This window comes from Pseudarthrobacter oxydans (genome assembly GCF_013314975.1).
GTDB classification, from domain to species: domain Bacteria; phylum Actinomycetota; class Actinomycetes; order Actinomycetales; family Micrococcaceae; genus Arthrobacter; species Arthrobacter oxydans.
Window position 1 is genome coordinate 20,189 of record NZ_JABTYH010000038.1, and the last position, 23,111, is coordinate 43,299.

Annotated in this window: 22 protein-coding genes, 1 tRNA gene, 1 pseudogene and 1 riboswitch; of the genes and pseudogenes, 14 read left to right on the plus strand and 10 right to left on the minus strand. The window is 66.0% G+C overall.

The window, feature by feature from the left end; genetic code table 11:
• Nucleotides 1–20: 20 nt before the first annotated feature.
• The 4 genes from HTS88_RS19095 (at nucleotide 21) to HTS88_RS19110 (ending at nucleotide 3,751) form a co-directional block, all read left to right on the plus strand.
• Nucleotides 21–1,439, plus strand: coding sequence for a phosphomannomutase/phosphoglucomutase (locus HTS88_RS19095; RefSeq protein ID WP_174181228.1), 1,419 nt, complete (start codon nucleotides 21–23; stop codon nucleotides 1,437–1,439).
• Between the two features lie 6 nt (nucleotides 1,440–1,445).
• Entirely contained in the window at nucleotides 1,446–1,949 is a 504-nt protein-coding gene (locus tag HTS88_RS19100; RefSeq protein ID WP_174181231.1) for a hypothetical protein, read from the plus strand.
• Between the two features lie 15 nt (nucleotides 1,950–1,964).
• The gene (locus HTS88_RS19105) at nucleotides 1,965–2,414 is read left to right on the plus strand and encodes an RrF2 family transcriptional regulator (RefSeq protein ID WP_174181233.1); all 450 of its coding nucleotides are present in this window, start codon (nucleotides 1,965–1,967) and stop codon (nucleotides 2,412–2,414) included.
• A gap of 176 nt (nucleotides 2,415–2,590) precedes the next feature.
• Nucleotides 2,591–3,751 (plus strand): globin domain-containing protein, encoded by a 1,161-nt coding sequence (locus HTS88_RS19110; RefSeq protein WP_174181235.1) that lies wholly within the window; start codon nucleotides 2,591–2,593, stop codon nucleotides 3,749–3,751.
• Between the two features lie 90 nt (nucleotides 3,752–3,841).
• Here the strand turns inward: HTS88_RS19110 and HTS88_RS19115 are convergent, their stop codons facing one another.
• A complete protein-coding gene (locus tag HTS88_RS19115) occupies nucleotides 3,842–5,677 on the minus strand; it encodes a phosphoenolpyruvate carboxykinase (GTP) (RefSeq protein WP_174181237.1) in 1,836 nt (611 codons plus the stop codon).
• Nucleotides 5,678–5,955: 278 nt separating this feature from the next.
• Between HTS88_RS19115 and HTS88_RS19120 the strand changes: the two genes are divergently transcribed.
• The 6 genes from HTS88_RS19120 (at nucleotide 5,956) to HTS88_RS19145 (ending at nucleotide 11,856) form a co-directional block, all read left to right on the plus strand.
• Nucleotides 5,956–6,032: transfer RNA gene (locus tag HTS88_RS19120), tRNA-Arg, on the plus strand.
• Between the two features lie 190 nt (nucleotides 6,033–6,222).
• Complete coding sequence (locus HTS88_RS19125) at nucleotides 6,223–7,677, plus strand: dihydrolipoyl dehydrogenase family protein (protein ID WP_174181239.1); 1,455 nt, start codon at nucleotides 6,223–6,225, stop codon at nucleotides 7,675–7,677.
• Nucleotides 7,678–7,758: 81 nt separating this feature from the next.
• Nucleotides 7,759–8,478 carry a P-loop NTPase family protein gene (locus tag HTS88_RS19130; protein ID WP_246256477.1) on the plus strand — a complete coding sequence of 240 codons (720 nt, stop codon included), beginning with the start codon at nucleotides 7,759–7,761 and terminating at the stop codon, nucleotides 8,476–8,478.
• Nucleotides 8,475–10,511 (plus strand): YhgE/Pip family protein, encoded by a 2,037-nt coding sequence (locus HTS88_RS19135; protein WP_174181241.1) that lies wholly within the window; start codon nucleotides 8,475–8,477, stop codon nucleotides 10,509–10,511. The genes HTS88_RS19130 and HTS88_RS19135 overlap by 4 nt, the downstream gene beginning before the upstream one ends.
• Complete coding sequence (locus HTS88_RS19140; RefSeq protein ID WP_174181243.1) at nucleotides 10,508–11,179, plus strand: TetR/AcrR family transcriptional regulator; 672 nt, start codon at nucleotides 10,508–10,510, stop codon at nucleotides 11,177–11,179. The genes HTS88_RS19135 and HTS88_RS19140 overlap by 4 nt, the downstream gene beginning before the upstream one ends.
• 8 nt (nucleotides 11,180–11,187) lie before the next feature.
• On the plus strand, nucleotides 11,188–11,856 hold the full coding sequence (locus HTS88_RS19145; protein WP_174181245.1) for a hypothetical protein: 669 nt from the start codon (nucleotides 11,188–11,190) through the stop codon (nucleotides 11,854–11,856).
• Nucleotides 11,857–11,933: 77 nt separating this feature from the next.
• On the opposite strand, the gene HTS88_RS19150 is transcribed toward HTS88_RS19145, so the two are convergent.
• On the minus strand, nucleotides 11,934–12,461 hold the full coding sequence (locus HTS88_RS19150) for a SixA phosphatase family protein (RefSeq protein ID WP_066273784.1): 528 nt from the start codon (nucleotides 12,459–12,461) through the stop codon (nucleotides 11,934–11,936).
• A 69-nt stretch (nucleotides 12,462–12,530) separates the two neighbouring features.
• Entirely contained in the window at nucleotides 12,531–13,397 is an 867-nt protein-coding gene (locus HTS88_RS19155; protein ID WP_104189022.1) for a winged helix-turn-helix domain-containing protein, read from the minus strand.
• Between the two features lie 701 nt (nucleotides 13,398–14,098).
• Between HTS88_RS19155 and HTS88_RS19160 the strand changes: the two genes are divergently transcribed.
• The 3 genes from HTS88_RS19160 (at nucleotide 14,099) to HTS88_RS19170 (ending at nucleotide 17,357) form a co-directional block, all read left to right on the plus strand.
• On the plus strand, nucleotides 14,099–14,839 hold the full coding sequence (locus tag HTS88_RS19160) for a response regulator transcription factor (protein ID WP_174181247.1): 741 nt from the start codon (nucleotides 14,099–14,101) through the stop codon (nucleotides 14,837–14,839).
• 7 nt (nucleotides 14,840–14,846) lie between these two features.
• The gene (locus tag HTS88_RS19165; protein WP_174181249.1) at nucleotides 14,847–16,376 is read left to right on the plus strand and encodes a sensor histidine kinase; all 1,530 of its coding nucleotides are present in this window, start codon (nucleotides 14,847–14,849) and stop codon (nucleotides 16,374–16,376) included.
• Between the two features lie 93 nt (nucleotides 16,377–16,469).
• A riboswitch (cyclic di-AMP (ydaO/yuaA leader) is annotated at nucleotides 16,470–16,632 on the plus strand.
• A 5-nt stretch (nucleotides 16,633–16,637) separates the two neighbouring features.
• A complete protein-coding gene (locus HTS88_RS19170; protein WP_174181251.1) occupies nucleotides 16,638–17,357 on the plus strand; it encodes an aggregation-promoting factor C-terminal-like domain-containing protein in 720 nt (239 codons plus the stop codon).
• On the opposite strand, the gene HTS88_RS19175 is transcribed toward HTS88_RS19170, so the two are convergent.
• The 3 genes from HTS88_RS19175 to HTS88_RS19185 are packed head-to-tail and all read right to left on the minus strand — an operon-like array spanning nucleotide 17,354 to nucleotide 19,334.
• A complete protein-coding gene (locus tag HTS88_RS19175) occupies nucleotides 17,354–17,758 on the minus strand; it encodes a glyoxalase superfamily protein (RefSeq protein ID WP_174181253.1) in 405 nt (134 codons plus the stop codon). The two genes, HTS88_RS19170 and HTS88_RS19175, sit on opposite strands and share 4 nt — an antisense overlap.
• Before the next feature lie 46 nt (nucleotides 17,759–17,804).
• The gene (gene upp / locus HTS88_RS19180; protein ID WP_013599856.1) at nucleotides 17,805–18,440 is read right to left on the minus strand and encodes a uracil phosphoribosyltransferase; all 636 of its coding nucleotides are present in this window, start codon (nucleotides 18,438–18,440) and stop codon (nucleotides 17,805–17,807) included.
• Between the two features lie 12 nt (nucleotides 18,441–18,452).
• Nucleotides 18,453–19,334 carry a phosphatase PAP2 family protein gene (locus HTS88_RS19185; protein WP_310111529.1) on the minus strand — a complete coding sequence of 294 codons (882 nt, stop codon included), beginning with the start codon at nucleotides 19,332–19,334 and terminating at the stop codon, nucleotides 18,453–18,455.
• Nucleotides 19,335–19,395: 61 nt separating this feature from the next.
• Here HTS88_RS19185 and tadA point away from each other — a divergent pair, with 61 nt between their 5' ends.
• Nucleotides 19,396–19,902 (plus strand): tRNA adenosine(34) deaminase TadA, encoded by a 507-nt coding sequence (gene tadA, locus HTS88_RS19190; protein WP_174181255.1) that lies wholly within the window; start codon nucleotides 19,396–19,398, stop codon nucleotides 19,900–19,902.
• Nucleotides 19,903–19,924: 22 nt separating this feature from the next.
• Here tadA and HTS88_RS19195 read toward each other — a convergent pair whose 3' ends face one another.
• The 4 genes and pseudogenes from HTS88_RS19195 to HTS88_RS22270 form a co-directional block, all read right to left on the minus strand.
• The gene (locus tag HTS88_RS19195; protein ID WP_174181257.1) at nucleotides 19,925–20,998 is read right to left on the minus strand and encodes a glycosyltransferase family 4 protein; all 1,074 of its coding nucleotides are present in this window, start codon (nucleotides 20,996–20,998) and stop codon (nucleotides 19,925–19,927) included.
• 4 nt (nucleotides 20,999–21,002) lie between these two features.
• Nucleotides 21,003–21,401 carry a 6-pyruvoyl trahydropterin synthase family protein gene (locus HTS88_RS19200; RefSeq protein WP_174181259.1) on the minus strand — a complete coding sequence of 133 codons (399 nt, stop codon included), beginning with the start codon at nucleotides 21,399–21,401 and terminating at the stop codon, nucleotides 21,003–21,005.
• A gap of 3 nt (nucleotides 21,402–21,404) precedes the next feature.
• Complete coding sequence (locus HTS88_RS19205) at nucleotides 21,405–22,454, minus strand: zinc-dependent alcohol dehydrogenase (protein WP_174181261.1); 1,050 nt, start codon at nucleotides 22,452–22,454, stop codon at nucleotides 21,405–21,407.
• Nucleotides 22,455–22,652: 198 nt separating this feature from the next.
• Nucleotides 22,653–23,111: pseudogene (locus HTS88_RS22270) on the minus strand (hypothetical protein); the annotation flags it as partial.

The window sequence follows — 23,111 nt, forward strand, 5'->3', positions numbered from 1 at the left end:
TGCACCGTAAGATAAAGCCCGTGACTAGCGAACAGACAACGGCTTTTGACCTTTCGGCATCCTTCAAGGCGTACGACGTCCGGGGCATCGTAGGCGAGTCCATCACCGCCGAAATCGTCGAAGCCGTGGGGGCCGCTTTCGTGGATGTCCTCAAGCTCGAAGGCCAGACCATCCTGGTGGGCGGCGACATGCGCCCGTCCTCCCCGGACTTCAGCAAGGCTTTCGCCAACGGCGCGGCCACCCGTGGCGCCAACGTTGAGCTGCTGGACCTGATCTCCACTGATGAGCTCTACTTTGCCTGCGGTTACCTGAACCGTGCCGGCGCCACCTTCACCGCCAGCCACAACCCCGCCGGCTACAACGGCATCAAGATGTCCAAGGCCGGCGCAGTGCCCATCTCCTCCGAGTCCGGGCTCAAGGACATCCAGGCGCTGGCCGAGCAGTACCTCAACGCAGGGTCCATGCCGGCTGCCGAAAAGCGCGGGCAGATCGGCGTCAGGGACGTGCTCAAGGACTACTCCGAGTACCTCCGCAAGCTGGTGGACCTTTCCGGTTCCCGGCCGCTGAAGGTGGTCGTGGACGCGGGCAACGGCATGGCCGGCCTCACCACCCCCGCCGTGCTGGGCGACACCCTGCTCCCCAAGCTTCCCCTTGACATCGTTCCCTTGTACTTCGAGCTGGACGGATCCTTCCCCAACCACCCCGCAAACCCGCTGGAGCCGGAAAACCTCCGCGACCTGCAGGCGGCAGTGGTTGAGCACGGCGCCGACATCGGACTCGCTTTCGACGGCGACGCCGACCGCTGCTTCGTGGTGGACGAAAAGGGCAACCCTGTGTCGCCGTCGGCCATCACCGGAATGGTGGCGCGCCGCGAAATCGCCCGTGCGAAGGCACAGGGTGAAGCGACACCCACGATCATCCACAACCTGCTCACCTCACGCGCCGTATCAGAGCTCGTAGAGCACGACGGCGGCCGAGCCGTCCGTACACGCGTGGGCCATTCCTTCATCAAGGCCGTCATGGCGGAGGAAGGGGCGGTCTTCGGCGGCGAACACTCGGCCCACTTCTACTTCCGCGACTTCTGGAACGCTGACACGGGCATGCTGGCCGCCATGCACGTCCTGGCAGCCCTGGGCGAACAGGACGGCCCCCTGTCCGAGCTGGGCCGGGAATACGAGCCCTACGTCAGCTCCGGTGAAATCAACTCCGAAGTGGATGACAAGCCTGCCGCCGTGGAGCGCGTCCGCGCGGATTTCGCCGGCGAGGACGTCACCATCGACACCCTGGACGGCAGCACGTTCACGGCCAACGACGGCAGCTACTGGTTCAACCTGCGGCCGTCCAACACCGAACCCTTCCTCCGGCTCAACGCGGAAGCCACGGACCAGGCCACCATGGAACGCATCCGGGACCGTGTCCTGGCGCTTGTCCGGGCATAGGGCAGCATGACGGAAAGCACGGGGCCCGCCACTGAAGAACAGGGTTCCGGCCACCGGGAATCCTGGCGGGACTCAGTACCCGAGGGCACGGCAACGGACCTGGAGAACCTTCTGGGGACGGGTGTCAGCGCTGCCCAGGAACAACTCCAGCGCAACGGCGGCTTCCTCCCCTTCGCGCTGACCGTACAGAACGACGGCGAGGTGCGGCTGGTGGCGGTCTCCCCGGCAGATGCCGGCGAAGGTTCGGACGGGGACTTCGACGCCGAGGCCATGATCAGCGACCTCACCGCCCTGCTGCAGCAGAACCGGGAGGACTTCCGGGCTGCCGCCATCGTGTGCGACATCCTGCTGGTTGAGGAGGACTCCGACGCCATCCACGTGGCAGCCGAGCACCGCGACGGATCTGTCTTCGCAGCCGTGCTGCCCTACGCGGCCAATGCCGGAACGCAGACGTGGGAATTCGGCGAACTGGCCGCCGATGCCAGCGAGCCCGCCATCTGGGTGGACTAGACCGGCCAGGCCACCATGAAGATCAATGCCTTCGCGGACGTGAGCCTCCGGGCTTTGATGGTGCTTGCGGCGGCTCCAGGCGGCGCGTTGCTGACAACACAGAACGTTGCCGACTCGGTGGGGACCCCCTACAACCACGTCAGCAAAGCGATGACGAAGCTCCGCGGCCTGGGGCTGATTGAGGTGGTCCGCGGCCGGACAGGCGGCTCCCGGCTCAGCCATGCCGGCCGCACCGCCACTGTGGGGCAGGTCCTGCGCCAGCTCGACACCAGGACCGACGCAGCGGACTGCGTTGCCCCCGGAGGCAACTGCCCGCTGATCACTGAGTGCAGGCTCCGCGCCGCGCTGGCCCGGGCCCGCGAAGCCTTTTACCGGGAACTCGATTCCGTGGTGATTGCGGACCTCCCGGGTTCCCGCCAGATGGCTCCGGTCTTCAACATGATCGGACTGCGCCCGGGGCTCTGAACCCGCCCGCAGCTGCGCGGACTGCCCCTGCGGCGCCCCTTCAGAAGACTCTGTTACTACCCGATTTGCGTCAATTTTCTACAAGCTGTAGAACTTGGGTATGAAAACTTGCATTTTGAATGCGGGTATTCGCTAAGGCCGGACGAAGGCCCCGGTCACTACCCTCAGGAGTTCCCATGCTCTCGGAAAAATCCCGCCCCGTCATTGAAGCAACCCTGCCGCTTGTGGGTTCACGGATTGGTGCCATCACGCCCAAGTTCTACGCCCGACTCTTCGCTGCCCACCCCGAACTCCTGGACGGCCTCTTCAGCCGTTCCAACCAGCGCTCCGGCAACCAGCAGCAGGCGCTGGCGGGCAGCATTGCCGCCTTCGCCACCCACCTTGTGAACAACCCGGGCACCCTTCCCGAAACCGTCCTGTCCCGTATCGCCCACCGGCACGCGTCCCTGGGAATCACCGAGCCGCAGTATCAGGTGGTCTACGAGCACCTGTTCGCCGCCATAGCAGAGGACCTGGCCGAGGTCATCACGCCGGAGATCGCCGACGCCTGGACAGAGGTGTATTGGCTGATGGCCGACGCCCTGATCAAGCTCGAGAAGGGCCTCTACGCCGCGCAGGCCAATGACAGGATGTGGATGCCGTGGCGGGTGGCAGCCAAGACCCCCGCCGGTGCGGGCTCCATGACTTTCACCCTTGAGCCGGCGGATGACACCCCCGTCACCGACGCGCTGCCCGGCCAGTACATCAGCGTCAAGGTAACCCTGCCGGACGGCCTCCGCCAGGTCCGCCAGTACTCACTGTCCGGCGAGGCCGGCACCAGCCGCAGCTTCACCACCAAACTCGACGACGGCGGCGAGGTCTCCCCCGTGCTCCACAACAGCGTGCAGGTGGGCGACGTCCTGGAGATCTCCAACCCCTACGGTGAGATCACCCTCAAGGACGGCGACGGCCCGGTGGTCCTGGCGTCCGCAGGGATTGGCTGCACCCCCACCGCGTCCATCCTTCGTTCACTGGCGGAGGCCGGGTCCGAGCGGCAGGTGCTGGTGCTCCACGCGGAAAGCACCCTGGACAGCTGGGCGCTGCGCAGCCAGATGACGGACGACGTCGAACGGCTTGGTGGTGCCGAGCTGCAGCTGTGGCTCGAGCAGCCGGTGGCCGGCGCAAAGGAAGGCTTCATGTCCCTGCGCGAGGTGGACCTTCCCGCCGACGCGTCGCTGTACCTGTGCGGACCGCTGCCGTTCATGAAGAACATCCGCAACGAGGCCATCAACGCGGGCATCCCAGCCACGCGGATCCACTATGAGGTCTTCGGCCCGGACATCTGGCTGGCCAGCTGATCCATTGCAGTCGATGGGGAAACGACGGCGGCGCCGCACCTTTTACTTGAAAGGTGCGGCGCCGCCGTCGTTATGTTTGTCCCCGGAGGGTCAGCTGTGGTCAGCCATCCGCTCCTTGAGGGCGTCAAGTTCGGAGCGCAGGGCCTCCGGGAGCGAGTCGCCGAACTTTGCGTACCATTCCTCGATGGAGGCCAGCTCGGCATCCCATTCCTCGCGGTCGACGCGGACGGCGTCTTCCACGTGGGCGTGGGTGAGGTCCAGGCCTGTGAGGTCCAGCGAGTGGCCCGCCGGTACGAAGCCGATGGGGGTCTCGATAGCGTCAGCCTTGCCCTCGATGCGCTCGATGGCCCACTTCAGGACGCGTGCGTTGTCGCCGAAGCCCGGCCAGGCGAACCCGCCGTCGGCAGTGCGGCGGAACCAGTTCACCAGGAAGATGTGCGGCAGCCGCTCCGGGTTGGCCTTGCCCGAGACGCTGATCCAGTGCTTGAGGTAGTCACCCGCGTCGTAGCCGATGAACGGCAGCATGGCCATGGGGTCGCGCCGGAGCACGCCAACCTGGCCTGCAGCGGCGGCCGTGGTTTCCGAGGAGAGCGTGGAACCCATGAAGATGCCGTTGGTCCAGCTGCGGGCCTGGGTGACCAGGGGAACCGTGGTCTTGCGGCGGCCGCCGAAGAGGATCGCGGAGAGCTCAACACCCTCTGGGCTGTAGTATTCCTCGGCCAGCATGTCGATCTGCGAGATCGGCGTGCAGAACCGGGAGTTCGGGTGGGCTGCCGGCTTGTCGGAGTCGGGCGTCCAGGAATTGCCCTGCCAGTCGGTCAGGTGCGCGGGCACCTCGTCCGTCATGCCCTCCCACCACACGCCGCCGTCGTCGGTCAGTGCCACGTTGGTGAAGATGCTGTGGCCCTTGGCGATGGCACGCATGGCGTTCGGGTTGGTGCCCCAGCCGGTGCCGGGGGCCACGCCGAACAGGCCGGCCTCCGGGTTGGTGGCACGCAGTTCGCCTTCCTTGCCGATCCGCATCCAGGTGATGTCGTCACCGAGGGTCTCGACCTCCCAGCCCTTAATGGTGGGATCCAGCAGGGCCAGGTTGGTCTTGCCGCAGGCTGACGGGAAGGCAGCGGAGATGTAGTACTTCTTCTTCTCCGGCGAGGTCAGCTTGAGGATGAGCATGTGCTCGGCCAGCCAGCCTTCGTCGCGGGCCATGACCGAGGCGATGCGCAGGGCGTAGCACTTCTTGCCCAGCAGGGCGTTGCCGCCGTAACCGGAGCCGAAGGACCAGATGGAGCGTTCCTCGGGGAAATGGACAATCCACTTGTCCGGGTTGCACGGCCACGGAACATCCGCCTGGCCGGCTTCGAGCGGCGCACCCAGGGAGTGCAGCGCGGGGACGAAGAACGCGTTGGTCTCGGTCATCTTGTCCAGCACGGCGGTGCCGATGTTGGCCATGATCCGCATGGAGGCCACAACGTAGGCGCTGTCCGTGATCTCCACGCCGTACTTGGGATCCTCGGCGTCCAGGTGGCCCATGACGAACGGGATGACGTACATGGTGCGGCCGCGCATGGACCCGGAGAACAGGCCGCGCAGCTTTTCCTTCATTTCGGCGGGCGCCATCCAGTTGTTGGTGAACCCGGCGTCGCGCTTGTTCTCCGAGCAGATGAAGGTCTGCTCTTCAACGCGGGCCACATCGGCGGGATCGGAGAAGGCCGCAAAAGAGTTGGGGAACAGTTCGGGGTTCAGCCGGGTCAGTGTCCCTGCTGCCACGAGCTCGTCAGTCAGCCGGGTGTTTTCCTCTTCGGACCCGTCCACCCAGTAGATGCGGTCCGGCTGCGTTAGCTCTGCAACCTCTTCGACCCACGCCAGCAGGCCGGCATGTGTGGTGGGTGCTTTCTCAAGCAACGGCTTCTGCGCCAGATCGCCCATTTCGGTTCCCTTTCTTGGGGTACATCGGTGTGAGCTAAATGCTATGGTCCGGACCACTGCCGTTTTTGGGACGTAGGCTGATCTTTTGAGGCCACAAAAATGGAATTCCGCGGGAAATCAAGGAATTTCGATGTCAAAATTGGGATTTAAGTGACGAAGGTCACCTATACCGGTCTAGTTGCGGAGATTACATGCCTCCCGATTTGTCATGGCAGCCACCCCTCGCGTAAAGTAATTCGAGGTTCAGGGAGAGCGGTTCTTCTCCAGGAACACGAGATGCGCCCATAGCTCAGCTGGATAGAGCGTCTGTCTACGGAACAGAAGGTCAGGGGTTCGAATCCCTTTGGGCGCACCAATTAGGTCCGCTCCGGTTCGCCGGGGCGGACCTTTTGCGTTAAGCAGCGCAACTTAGTTTGGGGAGCGCGGCTTTCGCTGGGCGGTGGGTTACGTCATCCGCGCAAGTTACGTTGGGGAGCGCGACTTTCCGACCCGACTTCCCCGGCGCACGCGGACCACCCCGCCGCACCCGGGCGTAGGCTTTCCCCATGATGCCCGAGCCTGTTGAGCAGGAATTTGACGTTGTTGTTATCGGCGCCGGCGCCGTCGGAGAAAACGTTGCGGACCGCGTGGCGCAGGGCGGCCTCTCGGTGGTGTTGGTGGAAGCGGAACTGGTGGGCGGAGAGTGCTCCTACTGGGCGTGCATGCCGTCCAAGGCGCTGCTTCGGCCCGGGACTGCACTGCATGCGGCCCAGACAACCCCGGGCGCCAAGGAAGCCGTCACGCGGACCCTTGACGCTGCAGCCGTCCTCAAGCGCAGGGACTACTTCACGTCCAACTGGCAGGATGACAGCCAGGTCGCCTGGGTCAAGGATTCCGGGATCGACCTCATCAGGGGCCACGCCTGGCTCACCGCCCCGCAGGGCGTCCAGGTCGCGGGCCTGGACGGTACCTCTCACCGGCTGCGTGCCCGCCACGCAGTGGTGCTGGCCACCGGCTCCATGCCCAATACTCCTCCCATTGAGGGGCTCGAAGACGTGCAGGTCTGGGGTACGCGGGAGGCCACGTCCGCCAGCGAGGTCCCCGAGCGTCTGGCGGTCCTTGGCGGCGGCGTTGCCGGAACCGAACTTGCCCAGGCGTTCGCCCGCCTCGGCTCGGCGGTGACCCTTGTTACCCGCGGCAGGTTGCTGGGAAAGTACCCGGAGGAGGCCGCCAGCCTTGTGGCCGCGGGGCTGCGCGCGGACGGCGTGGAACTCCGCCTTCACACCGAGACGCAGCGAATCAGCACCAACGACGACGGCACGTTAAGCCTGCGGTTGGGCGACGGCACCACCGTCACGGCGGACAAAGTACTCGTATCCACCGGCCGGCACCCCGCACTGGAGGGCCTGGGCCTGGAGAGTATCGGCGTTGAACCGGATGACCGGGGCCAGTTGGCCATCAGCACGGACAACTCCGGCCTGGTGCAGGGCGTACCCGGCGAAGGGCCCTGGCTGTATGCGGTGGGTGACGCGGCCGGCAGGAACCTCCTGACGCACCAGGGAAAGTACGAGGCGCGGGCCACGGGCGACGCCATCGCAGCCCGCGCCAGGGGTGAACTGAACGGAGCACCGGAGGACTGGAGCCGGTACTCCCACACAGCCAACCAGCACGCGGTGCCGAATGTAGTTTTCACCGATCCTGAACTGGCTACTGTGGGCCGCACGCTGGAAACCGCCCGCCAGGACGGCTTCAACGCCTCTTCAGTGGAGCTGCCCATCCAGGTGGCAGGGTCCTCGCTGCATTCGGAGAACTACGAGGGCTGGGCCCAACTGGTGATTGACGAAGACCGGCAGGTGCTTCTGGGGGCCACGTTCGCCGGACCGGATGTCTCCGAACTCCTGCACGCCGCAACCATTGCCGTGGTGGGCCAGGTGCCGTTGAACCGCCTATGGCATGCGGTGCCGTCCTATCCGACCATCAGCGAGGTGTGGCTTCGCCTTCTTGAGAAGTACGGCCTCTAAATACCGGCCTAGAGGGCTTATTTGAACTGACTGGTCAGTTTGGTTAGGCTGAGAGCAGATGCATTCCGCGAAAGGCCACCCTTGCTCTCAGCACAACGGCTCTCTGCCCATGGCCGCAGGGATCCCCTCCTTCCGGCAACCTCACTCCACGTCCGGCGCGGCGAACTCCTGCTGGTGACCGGCGGGCGGCAGGACCACCGGACGGCGCTCGCCCTGCTCCTCAGCGGGAGAATGAAGCCGTCCGAAGGGCTCGTCAGCTGGGACGGCAGCGAGCGGCTCAAGGCGCGCCGGCTGGCGAGCGCCCTGGTGGACTCCCCCGGCGTCAACGAGCCCGAACAACACCTCAGCGTGCGCGACCTGGTTACCGAAGACCTGGCCCTGATCCCGCGCCGCTACCGGGGCGCCCTGGTGAGCGGCCCCTGGCTGAAGGTGAACAGCTTCGAGGACATCGCGGACTCTTGGACGGAACAGCTGGACCCTGCCCGGCGGCTCGAACTCCTGACTGCGCTTGCCTTGGCTAACCCGCACACGGACATGCTGGTGGTCGACTCCCCTGACCGGCACACCGCCGACGCCGCTGAATGGCTGCCAAGGCTGCAGCGTCTGGCGTTCGACGCCGGACGGCCGCTCGCCGTCGTCGCCACCGTCGGCGCCCTCCCGCCCTCGTGGGACGGACCCGCCGCCGCTATTGGCAATGCGGTCCCCCTTGAAAGCCCCACGGGTGAATTGCCCGCGCATGGGGATGGCAGGGAACCGGATGCCGTAAACACCACTGAACTCGAAACCGAGGTTGCCACGTGACGGTACTGCGGCTGGCCCGCTCCGAACTTAAGCGCATGACCGCCGGGCTGATGCCCAAACTCACCATCCTTGCGCTGACCATGGTCCCGCTGCTGTACGGGGCGGTGTACCTGTACGCAAACTGGGACCCGTATGGCAACCTGGACAACCTCGATGCGGCCCTGGTGGTGGAGGATGCAGGTGCCACAACCAGCGAGGGCACACGCCTTGAAGCCGGGGCAAAGGTGGCAGAGAGCCTGGTGGATGGCAATGTTTTCCACTGGATCCCGGTGGCCACAACACAGGAGGCGGACCAGGGGGTCAGCAGCGGGGACTACGCCTTCGCCCTGAAGATTCCGGAGGACTTTTCGGCGAACCTGGTATCCCCCGGCAGCTTTGATTCCGCCAGCCAGGCCATGCTCAACGTCACCACCAACGATGCCAACAACTACCTGCTGAGCACCATCGTGGATAAACTCACCACCGCTGTGCACAGCACTGTGGCCACCGAGGTGGGCGAGGAAACGGCAAACCAGCTGCTGACGGGCTTCGGGACCATCCACTCCCAAATGGTCAAGGCAGCGGACGGCGCCGGCCACCTGGCCGACGGTGTGGCCGACCTTCGGGACGGGGCTGCCACCCTCCACGACGGCACCTCAGCCCTGAGCAGCGGAGCCGGCGAGCTGTACGCGGGCCAGGTGAAACTCCGGGATGGAGCCAGCCAGCTGACCGACGGCGCGGGCCAGCTCAGCAGCGGCCTGTCCACGCTCAAGGAAAAGACCGCCACCCTGCCCACGGACTCCCAGACGCTGGCTGCGGGGGCGGCACAGGTGGCTGCCGGAAACGCACAGCTGAACGCCAAAGTGCAGGATGTCGCAGCCCAGCTGGATGCCGCTGACCAGGGCCTCCGGGCACGGGTGGTGGAATCGAACAGCAGGCTCATGGCCGAAGGCGTCCTGACCCAGGAGCAGGCGGACAGGATCGTGGCGGATCTTGACGCCGCGGCCGGTTCGAGCCCGGTGGCAGCCGCCAGGACGAAGATCCAGGCAGATGCGGCACAGATCCAGCAGCTGGCCTCCGGAGCCGAAGCCGTGAGTACCGGCGCTGCCCAGCTTGCTGCGGGCACGCCCGCCCTGAGGGACGCCGTTTCCCAGGCTTCCTCCGGCGCCGACCAGCTCCACACCGGCGCGGCCGCGCTGGCCACCGGAGGGCAGGCGGCCCTCGACGGCGCAGGCCGGCTGGCGGACGGAGCCCGCCAGGTAGACGACGGGGCGGCCCGGCTGGCGGACGGCACCGTCACGGCGGCGGACGGTTCGCGGACCTTGGCGGATGAGATCGGCAAGGGCGCCGGGCAGGTGCCCAACCCGGATGATGCCCAGAAGAGCAACCTGTCCCGCGTCATGGCCGACCCCGTTGCGGTCAGCAACGTCTCGCAGGCCAAGGCGGAATCCTACGGTGCCGGGCTGGCGCCGTTCTTCCTCACCCTCGCCTTGTGGATCGGCATCTTCATGCTGGTCCAGGCCATGCGTCCCATTACCCAGCGGGCGCTGGCCTCCAATGCCCCGTCCTGGAAGATCGCGGTTGGCGGCTGGCTGCCCTTCCTGGCGGTTTCTGTGGTGCAGGCGAGCCTCCTCACCCTGGTGGTAAACCTTGCCCTGGGCCTCAACCCCGCGCATCCGGTGCTGATGTGGCTGTTCATGCTTGCGGCCGCCATGGCCTTCAGCGCGATCATCCAGGGCGTTGTTGCGCTGCTTGGATCGCCGGGCAAACTCGTGGTGCTCATTCTGCTGGTCCTGCAACTGGTGTCCTCGGGCGGCACGTTCCCTTGGCAGACCACGCCGCAGCCGCTCCACGCGGCGCATGAAATCCTCCCCATGGGCTACGTAGTGACCGGCATGAGGCACCTCATCTATGGCGCTGACCTGTCCATGATCGCTCCCACCGTCCTGGGCCTGGCGGGCTACACCGCTCTGGGTGTGGCCATGTCCACGCTGGCCGTTCGAAGGAACAAGTACTGGACACTGAAGACGCTGAAGCCCGAGATCGCGGTATGAACGCCGGACCGCCGGGGCCAGTGAGGACCCTTCGACCCGCCAGGACCACCGCCACCCGCCAGAAACTCTTCGACGCCTCCATGGAACTCATCGGCGAGCGGGGCGCAGCGGGGGTCACCGTTGACGAGATCGCAGCTGCCGCGGGCGTCTCCAAGGGGACCGTCTACTACAACTTCGGCAGCAAATCGGAGCTCATTGCGCAGCTGCTCCGCCACGGGGTGGACATCCTGAAGGCACGCCTGCAGGAGGCGCCGGGCCAGGAGGCCGCGGCCCAGGGGGCAGCCACCGCCGTGTCCGGGGACCCCCTGCTCGCGATGGAGGCAATGATCGGGCAGGCCCTGGACTTCATGTCCGAGTACCCGTCCTTTGCCCGGCTCTGGGTCAGCGAGAACTGGCGGACGCCCAGCGAGTGGCAGGGCACGTTCGCTGTCCTGCGGGGCGAGCTGCTGGCCGTGATTGGGGAGGCAGTGGAAAGGGTGGCTCAGGCCTACCCCGTGGACAGCACCGTTCCGCGGGGCAGCCTTGAAACAGCAATCTTCGGTGCCTGCTTTGTTGTGGGGCTCGACCGCCAGACGTACCACCCTGAACGCACCCGTGACCAAAGCGTTGCGGCAATCATGGCCTTCATGCGCGGCTACGTGCTGCAGCAGCCCGGTCCTCGGGGATGATGGAGCGTATGGGGAAAAGCGGAAAGTTCGCGGTCATTGCCGGCATTGTTGCGGCCGGCCTGCTGGTGCTGACCGGGATGACGCTCGCCGAGCCGGTGTTCGTGGCGTTCCTCGGTGCCCTGGCGCTGGCGTGCCTGGCGTGCCTTATCGAAATCCTGAACCGGGGGCGCCGCATCGCCCTGCTGGCTGCCGGTGCCGGTACCGGCTTTACCGTGGCCTTCTCCCTCGCGTTTGTCAGCACGTGGGAGCTGGCCTTTGCCGGAGAGCCCTCGGTCTTCGGCACGCCGCTCCCCACCGGCGACCCGGACAACTACTTTTTCGGCGCTGCCGCTGCAGCTCTGGCGACACTCTGCGTCCTGTTCCTCGGCGCGGCCTGGCCGCGGGGGCGGCGGCTGCGCACCGCGGCCAGCAAGGGCAGGCAAACGCAGGGCAGGCCCGGCAGGGGCGCAGCGGGGAACAGACGCACGACGACGGCGGCCCGCCCGGCTGCCAAGGGAACGGCCCAGCGCAGGCCGGCAGCACGCACAAGCGGAGCAGGCACAGGCATCAAGGGCGAAGGCGGCCTCCGCGCACCCGCGCGGGTGCCTTCCGTCCCTGCCAGGCGGCCGTCGTCGTCGGCCCCTCCGGCCAGGAACCCGTCGTCGGCAGGGGGCGCGAAGTCCGCGCCCCGGCGCTGACCCCAAGAGCCAAGTCCGCGCCCCGGCGCTGACCCCGGGCGGCAGGATCGCCGCCAAAGCCTTGGTTGGTGCTCGAGTCAGTGCGCGCGGGGGACCTTGAACCTTGTGATGCGCGCGTCCTGTCCGTCCAGCTCCGCCCATGACTTTTCAGTCTCAAGGACTGTGAGGGCGTTGGTGGGGTACCTGGTGGCGGCATCCATGTAGGCGTCGTGGTCGGAATCGCGTGAGGCCAGGTGCATGGCAAGGTCCTGCACTCCGGGCAGGTGCGAGATCAGCATCAGCGTGGTGACTGTATCCGGGACATGGTTGATGACCGTCAGCATCCGGAGCGCTGACGCAGCGTACAGCCCGTCCTCAAGCTTGGGCGTGGGGGCCTTGTCCCCCAGCTCTGAGCACACCCACGTGCAGGTCTGCCGGGTGCGAAGGGCACTGGAGCAGAGGATGAAGTCCGGCACAATGTTGTGCTTGAGCAGCCACCGGCCGGCAAGCGGCGCCTCGCGGTGGCCCCGTTCCTCCAGCGGACGCTCGTGGTCAGCCACCCCGCCCGGCCAGTCGGCCTTGGCATGCCGCATGATCACAAGCCGTCGAAGATGGTGCTCACTCATGGCCCAAGCCTAGCGAACATGCCACAAGCCGCGGGGGCACATGCCCCCGGGAGGGCGGCAAAGGTAGTGCTAGATCGAGTATTCGGGAGCGGCCCAGACAACAACTTCGGGGTGCTCGTAGAACCGGTACCCCTGGCCGCGGACTGTGCGCACGGTGTTGGCCAGGCGGCCCAGCTTGGAGCGGAGCCGGCGGATGTGGACGTCGATGGTGCGCTCGTTGGGCACCTCTTCGGCGTTGCGCCACAGCCCCTCAAGGAGTTCGTCGCGCCCCACGGTGCGGGTGCCGTTCTCCACGAGGTAGTTCAGGAGCTCGAACTCCTTGAACGTCAGGTTGAGCGACTCGCCGTCCAGATGGACTTCGCGGCGGGCCAGGTCGATCAGGACGCCGGACGGACGCGGCTCCTGTGCCTGCGACGGACGCGGGGCCTCCGTGCGCTGGCGGGCGTTGACGGTGGGGTCACCGAAGGTGGAACGGACGACGTCGAGCGCGGAACCGGGTGTGCCGGCGGGGGCAACGGCAACTGCTGCGTAGCTTTCGGCACCGGACACGAGGGACTGGGCGTAGGCGCGGATCTCCTGGGCCAGCTTGGCGATGGAGGTTCCGGCCGCTGCCGCCGTCTCCTCGTCAATGCCCATGTAGAGGACAAAACCACGGGCAACGTTGTCGTTGGCTACGGGCCGGACGGTATTCGGACCGGCCACCACGGGAGTGGGGACGGTCATGGGTGCCGCCTCTGCGGGCTGGACCGCCCGGAGCTGCCCGTAGGAGCTGGGGTTGAAGCCCTGCGGCGCGTAGCCCTGGGAGGGGAAGCTGCTTCCAGATGATGATGGCGCCAGGGCGGGGCGCGGTCCAAACCCGGGGCGGAGGCCCGAGGGCTGGCCGGCCTTGGCGGCGTTACGGACAGAAATGTGGACGTATCCGGATGCAACTGACATGGAATGCTTACCTCAATGTGAATGGCCGTCATCGCGGCCCGAATGCTGGGAATCCCCGCAATGCGAACTGGGGAGGGGCGCCCGACGCTGGGCTGGGGGCGAATGCCTAAGAACTTCGGAGGGTGGGAAGGTCAGGCGTGCATTCGACAACAGCGCATGTCGGCAGCAGCGGATGTGCTGGGCCAATATTCTGCGGCTGCAGGTGCTGTTGAGTTCTTGTTCACATTGGAAGTGTGCAGCGTAACAATGGCAACTTGCAAGTAACAATGGACGCGATCGTCCGCATAATGAGACAAATTCCGCGATAGTGTTCCAAATCACAATTCTGGACGCTGTAAAAAATAACGCTTGTTATCCGGCGTTCTGCCTTTCTCCACGTGGTCTACAGAATTTTGTTCGACCAAAGAGCGTCCTGCGATTGATCCGTTCACCAGAGCGTCTGATAGCGGAATCTCGCTCTTCACCATGGTGGCGTGTCCAGCCGCCCCCGCTTTTGGACAGAAAAAATTGTGTTCGGAGCTGATGGTTGGGCATACCGAAGCCCGATATGCCGCCGTTTGAACGTCCGCGTCCGGGCGGCCGCGGACGCGGGGATTACACGCTTGGGACCCTCCACGCATCCAGCTCGCTAGGCTGGGATTCACAGCTTGCGCACAGGAAAGCCATAGCCGGGCTTAAACCAATGATCGGAGAGTTGTTCCATGGCCACCTCCCACTCCATGACAAACAACCTCCCCACGCTCACTCATCCGGACGGCTCCCCCATCAGGGCCCTGGTGGTGGATGACGAGCCGAGCCTCTCCGAGCTCATGAGCATGGGCCTCCGCATGGCCGGCTGGTCCGTGGCAGTTGCCGCCGACGGTCCCGGGGCAGTGAAAATGGCCAAAGACTTCCGGCCGGATGTCCTGGTCCTTGACGTCATGATCCCCGGTTTCGACGGCGTCGAGGTCCTGGGCAGGATCCGCGCCTTCGCGCCCGAGGTTCCCGCCCTGTTCCTCACCGCAAAGGACGCCGTCCAGGACCGGATCGTTGGCCTCGCGGCCGGCGGGGACGACTACGTCACCAAGCCGTTCAGCATGGAGGAGGTACTGCTTCGCCTGCACCGCCTGGTCCAGCGGTCGGGCGTGGCCGCGATGGACACCGCCGAGCTGGTGGTGGGAGACCTGGTCCTCAACGTTGACACCCGTGAGGTGACCCGCGCCGGGGAAGAGCTCCAGCTGACGGCCACCCAGTTCGAGCTGCTCCGCTACCTTATGGAAAACCCCAAACGCGTCATCAGCAAAGCGCAGATCCTGGACCGGGTCTGGAACTACGACTTCGGCGGCCAGGCCAACATCGTGGAGCTCTACATTTCCTACCTGCGCAAGAAGGTGGACGCCGTCCACCCGCCGATGATCCACACCGTGCGGGGCGCCGGGTACGTCATCAAGCCGGCGGAGTAGGAAAGCGATGGCGTCAGCGCACAGTACGGAGCCGCAGCCCCCGAGCTGGCTGAAGCCCGGCACCTGGCACCTGCGGACCCGCCTTGTCCTCCTGGCCATGACCCTGCTGATCGCCATTTGCGGGGCGGTGGGCGTGGCGAGCTATGCCTCGATGGACGCGTTCCTCACCCGGCAACTCGATGACCAGCTAAGCCAGGCCGCAGACCGTTCCAACGATCCCGGCCGCCCTCCCTCGGGCGGCTTCAACGGCAGGGATCCCCTGGACGCCCGCGGCCAAAGCGTCGGAACCCTCAACGCCCGGATCCTCAACGGCCAGGTCAACAGCGGCGGTTTCCTCACCTCGAATACCACGCGCTCCCCCTTGTCCACGGAGGACAAACAGGTCCTGCTGGCCCTGCCCGCCAACATGCAGCCGGTGGACAGGACACTGTCCACCGGCGATTACCGGCTGCTGGCCATCCAGACCAGCTTCGGTGACGTCCTGGTGACAGGACTTCCCCTGGCCGCCAAGGAAAGCACGCTCGCGTCCCTGGTGTGGACGTTCGTTTTTGTCTCCCTGGGCGGACTTCTCCTGATCGGCCTGGTGGGAACGGTCCTGATCCGCCGCACCATGAAGCCCCTGGAGCAGCTTTCCGAAGTTGCCACCCGCGTTTCACAGCTGCCGCTGGATGCCGGCGAGGTGGCGCTGGCGGTGCGCGTGCCGCCGTCGAACTCCAATCCCGCAACGGAGGTGGGCAGCGTGGGCCACGCGCTGAACCTGATGCTGGACAACGTGGCCAACGCGCTGCAGGCGCGGCAGAAGAGCGAAACCAAGGTCCGGCAGTTCGTGGCGGACGCTTCCCATGAGCTCCGCACGCCGCTGACGGCCATCCGCGGCTATACGGAACTGATGCGGATGACGGAACACTTCACTCCTGACGGGGAAAAGTCGCTGGCCAGGGTGCAAAGCCAGTCCCAGCGGATGACTGCCCTGGTGGAGGACCTGCTGCTGCTGGCGCGGCTTGATGAGGGTCAGCCTTTGAAGCTCAGCGAGGTGGACCTGAACCAGCTGGTGGTGGAAGGCGTCAGCGACGAAAAGGTCATGGCGCCCGGGCACACCTGGCGGCTGGAGCTCCCCGACGAGCCCGTTGTGGTGAACGGGGATCCGTCCCAGCTGCGGCAGGTGCTGATGAACCTGCTGTCCAACGCGCGCAAGCACACGCCGCCGGGGACCACCGTGGTCACCGGGGTGGGGAAGACGCCGGAGGGTGCCGCGGTGGTAACGGTGACGGACGACGGCGGGGGCATTCCGCCGGAGTTCGTGGACCAGGTCTTCGCACGGTTCGCCCGCGCAGACGCGGCCCGGACAGGCAAGAGCGAAGGGCCTGGCGCATCCGGCACGGAAGGAACAAGCGGCCTGGGGCTTTCCATCGTGGAGTCCATTGTTGAGGCCCACGGGGGCAAGGTCACGGTGACATCACAGCCCGGCCGCACCCGGTTCGTGCTCCAGCTCCCACTGCCGCAAGTTCAGGCGCAAGACGGCGCGCCGCTAGCGTGATCCCTGTTACCAAAATGTGACTTAAGCGCTACACTCCTGTACCGTCGATTGGGTGCGGTTCCCGTTCGGGCCGCATATCCGGATGACGCCAAGCTCTGCCGCTTCCCGGATTCCGCTTGAGCATAGGCAGAGGCGGGGGACCCAACAGTCCCGGGCATTCAACTGCCCTTGGGGTTAAGCCAGCACGTGATTCTTCCGTGTGGCCGGATGCCCTCATCCGAACCCGACAGCTAACTCCGCAGGTGTGAGAGGCGATCCATCATGTCTAAGTTCTTTAGTAAAGCACGCCCGAAACCAGGCCCTGAAGCCCGCGCCCCGCGCACGTCAGGCAAAAGCCCGTCCTTCGGCCAGCGCGCTGCCATCCTCGCAGTGTCCGGCGCCCTCCTTATAGGCGTTGGAGCTGCGGGCCAGGCTACCGACACCGCAGTGCAGGTGGCAGCCACGCAGACTCAGGCGGCTGAGGCACAGTCGAAACTGAGCATCGAAAAGAGCGAAATCCAGGCGAACCCGGCTCCCGCTCCTGCAGCTGAGCCGATCAACGTGGTACCGCAGGCAGCCGAACCGGCCCCTGCTCCCGCTCCCGCTCCCGAGCCCGCACCCGCGCCGGCCCCGGCGCCTGAACCCGCACCGGCACCGGCGCCCGCTCCGGAGCCTGCGCCCGTCGTCGCGGTCAACGACCCCGCAGGGGCACAGGCTTACGCTGCCGGCCAGCTGGCCTCCTACGGCTGGGCCGCCGACCAGATGCAGTGCCTGCAGACCCTGTGGACCAAGGAATCAGACTGGACCACCACGGCCACCAACCCGAGCAGCGGCGCTTACGGCATTGTGCAGTCCCTGCCTGCCGAGAAGATGGCCAGCGCGGGCGCCGACTACCTCACCAATTACCGTACGCAGATCAACTGGGGCCTGAACTACATCCAGGAGCGCTACCAGTCCCCGTGTGGAGCACTGAACTTCCACTACGCCAACAACTGGTACTAAACCGAAGCAGCTTGCCCCTCGCGGTCCAGTGCGTCCCGGCCCGGGATGTACTGGACTGCCCACCGGTTCCCGTCAGGATCGGCGAAGTACACAAAATGGCCCCAGTCCTGCACGTCCACATCGCTGACCTCCACCCCGTTGGCCTTCAGCTGAGCGTGGGCGGCCTGGATGTCATTGACCACGAGTTGCAGGTTTGACCCTGTGCCTGGAGGCGCGTCCGTGAGCCCTTCCCCAATGCAGATGGAGCAGGCAGACCCTGGCGGGGTCAGCTGCACGAACCTGATGGAGTCGCTGGGCCGCTCGTCGAAATCGGCGTTGAAGCCCACTTTGTTGACGTAGAAGTCTTTGGCGCGGTCCACATCGGACACGGGCACAAAAACGAGTTCCAGTTTCCAGTCCATGCGCACAGGCTAAGCCTTGTGTTGGGAAGCGGGAAAGGCTTGAGTCCTAGCCTGCGATGCCGTACAGGCGGTCGCCTGCGTCGCCCAGGCCCGGAACGATGTAGGACTTTTCGTTGAGCTTCTCGTCGATGGACGCCAGGACAATGGTGACGTTTGCACCGGAGAGTTCTTCCTCCAGCTTGGCCAGGCCCTCCGGCGCGGCGAGCAGGCAGATGCACGTGACATCCGAGGCGCCGCGCTTGAACAGGAACTTGATGGCTTCGCGCAGTGTTCCGCCGGTGGCAAGCATGGGATCCAGCACGAAGATCTGCCGGTCGGTGAGATCCTCGGGGAGGCGCTCGGCGTAGGTGATGATGTCCAGGGTTTCCTCGTCACGGGCCATGCCCAGGAAGCCCACTTCAGCGGTTGGGACCAACTTGGTCATGCCCTCCAGCATGCCCAGGCCTGCCCGAAGGATGGGAACCACCAGCGGGGTGGGCTTGGTGAACGCGGTGCCCACGGTCGTGCTGACGGGGGTTTCGATGGTGACGGGCTCGGTGCGGACTTCTCGCGTGGCCTCATAGGCAAGGAGGGTCACCAGTTCCTCCGTCAGCTGCCGGAAAACCGGGGACGGAGTGTTCTTGTCCCGCAGGACGGTGAGCTTATGGGCGACCAGCGGGTGGTCCACAACGAGAGTGCGCATGGGTCAAAACTATCACCCGGCCGCCGGGCCGCTCCCCTGCCGTCCGCCGCCCGTGCCCGACTGGGAAGCGCCGTCGTCGACCCTTGGCGGGGCACCGCCGCCGTTCGCCGTCGGGGCGGTACCGGTGGTGCTTTCCGCGTCTCCGGAGTGGTCCTCGCGCAGGACCGGATGTTCGAAGGTGGGTGCCGGGCCCGCGTGTTCGCGCCGCCGCATCACATGGAACAGCCTGTGGGCCAGGATCACGATGCCCACCCACGCCAGCCCCAGGAACCAGCCCGCCATCACGTCCGTCATCCAGTGGTGCCCCAGGAAGACCCGGCTCAGGCCCATGGCGATAATGAAGATCGTCCCCACGGTGATGGCCGCAATCCTGGCCCAGAGCACCTGGAACTGCAGGCACATGAGGTAGATCAGGACCCCGATCACCACGGTGGTGTTCAGGGTGTGGCCGCTGGGAAACGACGGCGAGGTCTCGAAGGGCGGGACGGCCTCGGAGTGGTCAGGACGGGTCCTGCCGACAAGCCGCTTGCCCAGGGTGGTGGCCAGGGTGGAGACCAGGGCTGCCCCGCCCACCAGGACAATGGGCCGCCATGTCCTGCTCAGGAAGGTCAGCCAGGCTGTGAGGATGCTCGCCAGGATGGGCATGCCGATCCCGCCGCCGACGTTGGTGAATCCTGTGGCGAAGGCGTCCATCTCCGGGTTCCGCAAGGACTGTGAGTATTCCAGCGCAGGAATATCAAGGCTGGCCAGGCCTTCCTCGTCCACGACATCCGAGTAGACCTCGGCACCCAGGAGTGCCATGGCGATCACCAGCGTCCCGCCGATGATCATGGTCAGCCACAAGGCGGCGTACGGCTTGATCCACTTGTCCACGCGGTCTCGGACTGTGCTCACTGTGCCTCCCGGCGGATGTGCGTCACGGGCTCTGGGTATCCTTCGAAACTATCATTGAGCCATGGTCTCCGCAGATAAGAAACACCACGCGTGGATGGGCCTTGCCCTCGCCGAGGCCCGGCGCGCCCTCGATACCGAGGACGTGCCCATCGGAGCGGTGGTGATTGGGCCCGACGGCTCCGTGCTGGGTTCCGGGCGGAACCAGCGGGAGGAGCTGGGCGACCCCACCGCGCACGCCGAGGTGGTTGCCATCCGCGAGGCGGCGGAACGGCTGCGCCAGGTTTCCCTGCTCGACGGCGGCAGCGGAGACGGCTGGCGGCTCGCCGACTGCACGCTGGTGGTGACCCTTGAACCCTGTGCCATGTGCGCCGGCGCGATTGTCCTGGCACGAATCCCCCGGGTGGTCTTCGGCGCCTGGGACGAGAAGGCAGGAGCTGCGGGGTCGGTGTTCGATGTGCTCCGTGAGCGGCGCCTGAACCATTGGGTTGAGGTGTATCCGGGCGTGCGCGAGGCCGAGTGCGCCGCCTTGCTGCGTGAGTTCTTCGCCGGGCACCGCTCGCGGCTCTGATTCATGCCCCAGGCTGTCAGCGTCACCCGCTGATTGCGGCCAGCACGTGGGCCGCTGGCTGTTCCCAGCCCGGCAGGACGCCTCGTGCCTCCAGGGCCCGTGCCCGCCAGGCATCCCGGGTCCCGGCATCTTCCAGCCAGCGCCGAAGTGCCTGGGCCAGCAGGGCGGGATTTGCAGGATCATCATCCGCCGGGAAGGCTACCTTCGCTCCCGGAACCGCGCCGCCGTCGTCGTCCTTCCCCGCCATTCCCCGGCGCAAGGCCTCGACGGCGCCCGTGCCATCGCGCACCACCACGGGGATCCCCCGGGCGAGTGATTCGGTGACCACCATGCCGAACGCCTCGGCACGGGACACCAGGAGGCTGAGGTCCGCCCCACGCCATTCGTTTTCCAGTGCTTCACCGGCCAGCTCACCGGTGAACTGGATCCGCCCGTCCATTCCGTGCATTTCTACTGCGGCTTTAACCTTTTGTGCGTAATCCCCGTCTGCCTGGTCTGACCCGACAAACGACGCTGTCCACTCAAGGTCCTGGAGCAGTGCCAGCGCGGAGACCGTGAGCAGCTGGTCCTTGTTGGGGAGGAGGGCGGCCACTATGACCATGTGGGGCGGCGCGGACCCCTCGGCCAGCGGCGCAGGGTCGGTGCCTGGGAGTGCGACCTTGAGCCCATGGAGTCCGTGGCGTTCTTCCAGGACTTTGCGGGCCCAGGTGCTGGTGCACACCACACCGGTGGCAGCCCGGAGGGACCGTGCTTCACGCTCCTGATGTGCCGGGGCAGGCATATGTACCAGCACCCATGTTTGTCGTCCGGCCTTGGCCGCGAATTCGAGCTCATCCGGCGTGCCCATGGCGATGAGCCCGTCGACAAGGGTCACGGTATCCGGTTGTTCCGCTTCGCTCCCGGTTTCCCACGCCCCGAGGAGGCTGCCCAGGCGGCGTCGGGCGTGAGAGCCGGCGTAAGGCCAGGAGCCTTCGACGGGGAGCACCTCGACGTCCACTCCCAGCGCCTTCAGCCCCTGCACCAGCCGGGCGTTGTAGATGTTTCCCCCGGAATGATGGTGGATGTTGCCCGGAACCAGCAGGCGGATGCGGTCCATGGGATCAGGCGGCTGGAAGGTCCAGCGAGTAGGTGGCCCAGGCGTCCGGGTTCTCGCGCAGGGTGACGTCAATCCCGGCGAGCTGGCCGCCGTCGTCGTCATCCTTCAGCTTTTCCGCCACGGACGTGGCAACGTATTCCGCCAGCGCTTCCGTGGTGCTGAGCTTGCCCGCGAAATCGGGGTGCTCGTCCAGGTTCCGGTAGTTCAGGCCTGCCAGAACCTCCTCGATCATGGTCCCGGCCGCGCCGATGTCCAGCACGATCGCGTCGTCGTTGAGCGTCCGACGGCGGAAGCTCACCTCCGCGACGAACGTTGCCCCGTGCAGGGCCTGGGCCGGCCCGAAAACCTTGCGCGGAAGGCTGTGGGCGATCATGAAGTGGCGTCGGACAGTCAGGCTGAACATGGTTTACCTCTGGTCTTCTCGGGCGGGGTTCCTGGGATTTTCGGGGGTTTCGGGGGTTTCGTCGCCGGGGTACTCAATGACGTGGCACAAGGCGTCGAGGTTGCCGTCAGCGAGGTCCTGCACCACGCCCGGCAGTTCGGCGAACGGCGACGTGCCGGTGAGGAACACGTCGAAGACTGGATCCTTCAGCAGGGAGACGGCGAGGTTCAGGCGGCCGGCGTTGGTCCTGCGGTGCCTGCGCGCCCGTGCCACCACTCCCACCTGGCTTGCCCTGATGGACAGGCGCCGGGCGTGGAAGTCCTCCCCCAGCGGCAGGGTGACCCCGCGGTTGGCGTACCAGGACATTTCGATGACGTCCGCTTCATCACCGGCAAGCTGCAGGCTCCGCTCCAATCCCTCCTGCGAGGCCGAGCAGTGAAATACGATGTCGCAGTCGGCGAGGGCGTCATCCGGATGGGCAAAGTCGACGCCAAGGATGTCCGCCAGTTTTTTCCGTCCCGGGTCGAGGTCCACGAGTTGCAGGCGTTCCAGGGGAAAGGTCCTCAGAAGGGTGGCCACCATGCCGCCCACAAGGCCTGCGCCCACCACCGCGACCCGGTCTCCCAGGCGCGGGCCGGCCTCCCACAGTGCGTTGACCGCAGTTTCCACCGTTCCGGTGAGCACTGCGCGGGAGGAGGGGACGTCGTCGGGGATCCTGGTGAGTGAACTGACGGCTGCCACGTAGCGGTCCTGATGGGGGTTTAGGCAGAAGACGCGCTGCCCCGGCCAACCTTCCGGCCCTTCCTCGACGACACCCACGGACAGGTATCCGAACTTCACCGGCCCCGGGAACTCACCCTCCTGGTGGGGAGCCCGCATCTCCTGGGCCACCCGGGGCGGGACTGCGCCGGCGTGGACCACCATCTCGGTGCCTTTGCTGATCCCGGAGTAGAGGGTACGCACCAGGGCTTCGCCTGGGCCGGGCGCGGGAAGGTCCTCAGTCCGCAGCTCGCCGTGTTCCTTGGCCGTTGTCCAGTAGGCGGTTGCGTGCGTGGGACTGGTTTGATGAGTCATCTTGCTGATGAATCTAGCCCTCCTGGCGTATACCGCGAAAGTTGGATGGTCCCCTTGTGGGTGAAGGCCTGCGCAATTGCCGCCAGAACGGGAATCGTCTTGCTGTTCCGAAAGGGAACCGTACTGCCCTTTCGGAACAGAACCGTAATGCTCTTCCGTGGCCGCCAGCAGATGGTCATCACCCCGCCGCGCCCTCCATCAGGGGGCGGCAGGAACTCCTTCGCCAGCCAACACCCACCAGGCCTCTTCGGACAGCGGGTCCTTCGGCTGCCGGTATCCGGGCAGGAACCAGTCAGCAAAGGTGTCCTCGGGAAACTCGTCGTGGGGAAACAGGCTCTCGAAGGCAAGATCGTCGGCAGAAGCCCTGACTTCGGAGAGGTAGCCCGGAAACTGGCGCCGCTGCGGGAGTTCATCAGGCGGAGGCACGGCCTCGGAAAGATCATCAGGGATCCTGAGCTCTGCCACGGAGGCCGACAGGACAGAATGGGGCCAGTGGGGTGGTTCCCAGTCCTGGTGTTCGCTTGTGTAGTGGCGTCCGGTGGGTGAGGTCCAGCCGGGTGGTTGGTTTTTGGTGGCTGGTGTTGGTTTCCACCTGCTGGTGTGCCGGAGTTTGTGGTGTTTCGGGCAGGGCTGTCCGAGGTTGCTGATCCCGGTGGT

Bases quoted from the DNA above. Each gene is read 5' to 3' on its own strand.
- HTS88_RS19145 (WP_174181245.1), top strand. From the start codon at position 11,188: ATGGGGAAAAGCGGAAAGTTCGCGGTCATTGCCGGCATTGTTGCGGCC.
- tadA (WP_174181255.1), top strand. From the start codon at position 19,396: ATGGTCTCCGCAGATAAGAAACACCACGCGTGGATGGGCCTTGCCCTC.
- HTS88_RS19105 (WP_174181233.1), top strand. From the start codon at position 1,965: ATGAAGATCAATGCCTTCGCGGACGTGAGCCTCCGGGCTTTGATGGTG.
- HTS88_RS19125 (WP_174181239.1), top strand. From the start codon at position 6,223: ATGATGCCCGAGCCTGTTGAGCAGGAATTTGACGTTGTTGTTATCGGC.
- HTS88_RS19140 (WP_174181243.1), top strand. From the start codon at position 10,508: ATGAACGCCGGACCGCCGGGGCCAGTGAGGACCCTTCGACCCGCCAGG.
- HTS88_RS19160 (WP_174181247.1), top strand. From the start codon at position 14,099: ATGGCCACCTCCCACTCCATGACAAACAACCTCCCCACGCTCACTCAT.
- HTS88_RS19115 (WP_174181237.1), bottom strand. From the start codon at position 5,677: ATGGGCGATCTGGCGCAGAAGCCGTTGCTTGAGAAAGCACCCACCACA.
- HTS88_RS19200 (WP_174181259.1), bottom strand. From the start codon at position 21,401: ATGTTCAGCCTGACTGTCCGACGCCACTTCATGATCGCCCACAGCCTT.
- HTS88_RS19205 (WP_174181261.1), bottom strand. From the start codon at position 22,454: ATGACTCATCAAACCAGTCCCACGCACGCAACCGCCTACTGGACAACG.
- HTS88_RS19150 (WP_066273784.1), bottom strand. From the start codon at position 12,461: ATGAGTGAGCACCATCTTCGACGGCTTGTGATCATGCGGCATGCCAAG.
- HTS88_RS19170 (WP_174181251.1), top strand. From the start codon at position 16,638: ATGTCTAAGTTCTTTAGTAAAGCACGCCCGAAACCAGGCCCTGAAGCC.
- HTS88_RS19165 (WP_174181249.1), top strand. From the start codon at position 14,847: ATGGCGTCAGCGCACAGTACGGAGCCGCAGCCCCCGAGCTGGCTGAAG.
- HTS88_RS19155 (WP_104189022.1), bottom strand. From the start codon at position 13,397: ATGTCAGTTGCATCCGGATACGTCCACATTTCTGTCCGTAACGCCGCC.
- HTS88_RS19195 (WP_174181257.1), bottom strand. From the start codon at position 20,998: ATGGACCGCATCCGCCTGCTGGTTCCGGGCAACATCCACCATCATTCC.
- HTS88_RS19100 (WP_174181231.1), top strand. From the start codon at position 1,446: ATGACGGAAAGCACGGGGCCCGCCACTGAAGAACAGGGTTCCGGCCAC.
- HTS88_RS19175 (WP_174181253.1), bottom strand. From the start codon at position 17,758: ATGGACTGGAAACTGGAACTCGTTTTTGTGCCCGTGTCCGATGTGGAC.
- HTS88_RS19110 (WP_174181235.1), top strand. From the start codon at position 2,591: ATGCTCTCGGAAAAATCCCGCCCCGTCATTGAAGCAACCCTGCCGCTT.
- upp (WP_013599856.1), bottom strand. From the start codon at position 18,440: ATGCGCACTCTCGTTGTGGACCACCCGCTGGTCGCCCATAAGCTCACC.